Annotated in this window: 2 protein-coding genes; both read left to right on the forward strand. The window is 66.8% G+C overall.

Features of this window, described 5'->3' with window-relative positions:
• The first annotated feature begins 262 nt into the window (after positions 1-262).
• A complete protein-coding gene (locus LPZ50_RS24190; protein ID WP_230665386.1) occupies positions 263-2,023 on the forward strand; it encodes an IlvD/Edd family dehydratase in 1,761 nt (586 codons plus the stop codon).
• 151 nt (positions 2,024-2,174) lie between these two features.
• A partial coding sequence (locus LPZ50_RS24195) for an NAD-binding protein (RefSeq protein WP_230665387.1) occupies positions 2,175-2,314 on the forward strand: 140 nt, incomplete at its 3' end.

Consider the following 2,314-nt stretch of genomic DNA (forward strand, 5'->3'; position numbering starts at 1 on the left):
GGCCGCCGCGGGCGCCGCCGGCACCGCCAGGCTGGCGCCGAAGGCCAGCATGGCGGCCAGGAATACTCGACGGGCGGGGCTGGGCTTGCAGAATGGGAACATACTTTGTCTCCTGGCCGGGGTGGTTGTTCGGGATTCGATGTGATGCCCGGCTCGTTGTTGCTGCACAGAATTCAGGGAGGCCGTAGGCGGGCTTGCCTGCCGGCTGGAGGCACGGCTATGATGCGGCCCATAGATTATCAATAATATTATTGGAATTGCAATGACCGCCAAGAAAGACAATGCCGCGGCCCCCAGCGGGCTGCGCAAGGGCCTGACCAACTACGGCGACACCGGGTTCTCGCTATTCCTGCGCAAGGCCTTCATCAAGGGCGCGGGCTATACCGACGACGCGCTGTCGCGCCCGGTTATCGGTATCGTCAACACCGGCAGCAGCTACAACCCCTGCCATGGCAACGCGCCGCAGCTGGTCGAGGCCATCAAGCGCGGCGTCATGCTGGCGGGCGGCTTGCCGGTGGACTTTCCCACCATCTCGGTGCATGAAAGTTTCTCGCAGCCCACCAGCATGTACCTGCGCAACCTCATGTCCATGGATACGGAAGAAATGATCCGCGCCCAGCCCATGGATGCCGTGGTGCTGATCGGCGGTTGCGACAAGACCGTGCCCGCGCAATTGATGGGCGCATCGTCGGCCGGCGTGCCCGCCATCCAGCTGGTAACCGGCTCCATGCTGACCGGCGCGCATCGCGGCGAACGCGTGGGCGCCTGTACCGATTGCCGCCGATACTGGGGCCGCTACCGCGCCGAAGAAATCGACGCCACCGAGATTGCCGACGTGAACAACCAGTTGGTGGCCAGCGTGGGCACCTGCTCGGTGATGGGCACTGCCAGTACCATGGCCTGCCTGTCGGAAGCGCTGGGCATCATGCTGTTCGGCGGCGCCTCGCCCCCGGCGGTCACGGCTGACCGGGTGCGCGTGGCCGAACGCACCGGCGCCACGGCGGTGGCCATGGCGGCCAGCCGCCTCACCCCCGACCGCATCCTGACCGGCAAGGCCTTCGAGAACGCCTTGCGCGTGCTGCTGGCCATAGGCGGTTCCACCAACGGCCTGATCCACCTGACCGCCATCGCCGGACGGCTGGGCATTGATATCGACCTGGCCGGCCTGGACCGGCTCGGCCGCGAAACCCCGGTGCTGGTTGACCTGAAACCCTCGGGGCAGCACTACATGGAAGACTTCCACAAGGCCGGCGGCATGCCCGCCCTGCTGCGGGAATTGCGCCCCTTGCTGCACCTGGACACCCTGACCGTGTCGGGACGAACGCTAGGCGAAGAACTGGATGCCGCGCCGCCCGCTTTCGCGCAGGACGTCATCCGGCCGTTCAGTTCGCCCATTTATCCGGTGGGCAGCCTGGCGGTACTGCGCGGCAACCTGGCGCCGGGCGGAGCCATCATCAAGCAATCGGCGGCCGATCCCAAACTGATGGAACACGAGGGCCGCGCGGTGGTCTTCGAAAACGCCGAAGACATGGCGCTGCGCATCGACGACGACACCCTGGACGTGACGGCCGACGACGTGCTGGTGCTCAAGCGCATCGGCCCCACCGGCGGCCCCGGCATGCCGGAAGCCGGCTACATGCCCATTCCGCGCAAACTGGCGCGCGCCGGCGTGAAAGACATGGTGCGCATTTCCGACGGCCGCATGAGCGGCACGGCGGCCGGCACCATCGTGCTGCACGTCACCCCCGAAGCCGCGGTGGGCGGGCCGCTGGCGCATGTACGCACCGGCGACCGCATCCGGCTGTCGGTGCGGCAACGTGAAATCGCGCTGCTGGTCAGCGACGAAGAACTGGCGCGCCGCGCCGCCGAACACGTTATCGAGCGGCCTAGCGCCGAACGCGGCTACCGCAAGCTGTTCTTGCAGACGGTGACCCAGGCCGACCAGGGCGTGGATTTCGATTTCCTGCGCGCGCAGGCGGAACGCGAGACGGTACCCGAAGAGAAAGCCCAGCCCCCCGCTTAAGATAACGCCATGGGTGTCTGACACCTTGCGTGTCAGACACCGTATTGATGATGGTGCGCCCCGTGCGGGTTGGCGCCTGGTCCACCGCCGGCAAATGAACCTGCGGCACCTCGACTCTACACTCCCCCATAGTTGAAAACGGAGCAGAGACATGAGCACGACACTACCAGCCGCATTGGCCAACCCGGCGGCCACGCACGCCGTTGTCGTGGGCGGCGGCACCATGGGGGCCGACGTCGCCGTGGTGCTGGCGCGCGCGCGTTGCCATACTACCGTGGTCGAGCCCGACGC

This window comes from Bordetella petrii (assembly GCF_020991325.1).
GTDB lineage: Bacteria > Pseudomonadota > Gammaproteobacteria > Burkholderiales > Burkholderiaceae_B > Bordetella_A > Bordetella_A petrii_E.

Excerpts from the sequence above, each read along its gene's own strand:
- LPZ50_RS24190 (WP_230665386.1), top strand. The coding sequence starts at position 263 with ATGACCGCCAAGAAAGACAATGCCGCGGCCCCCAGCGGGCTGCGCAAG.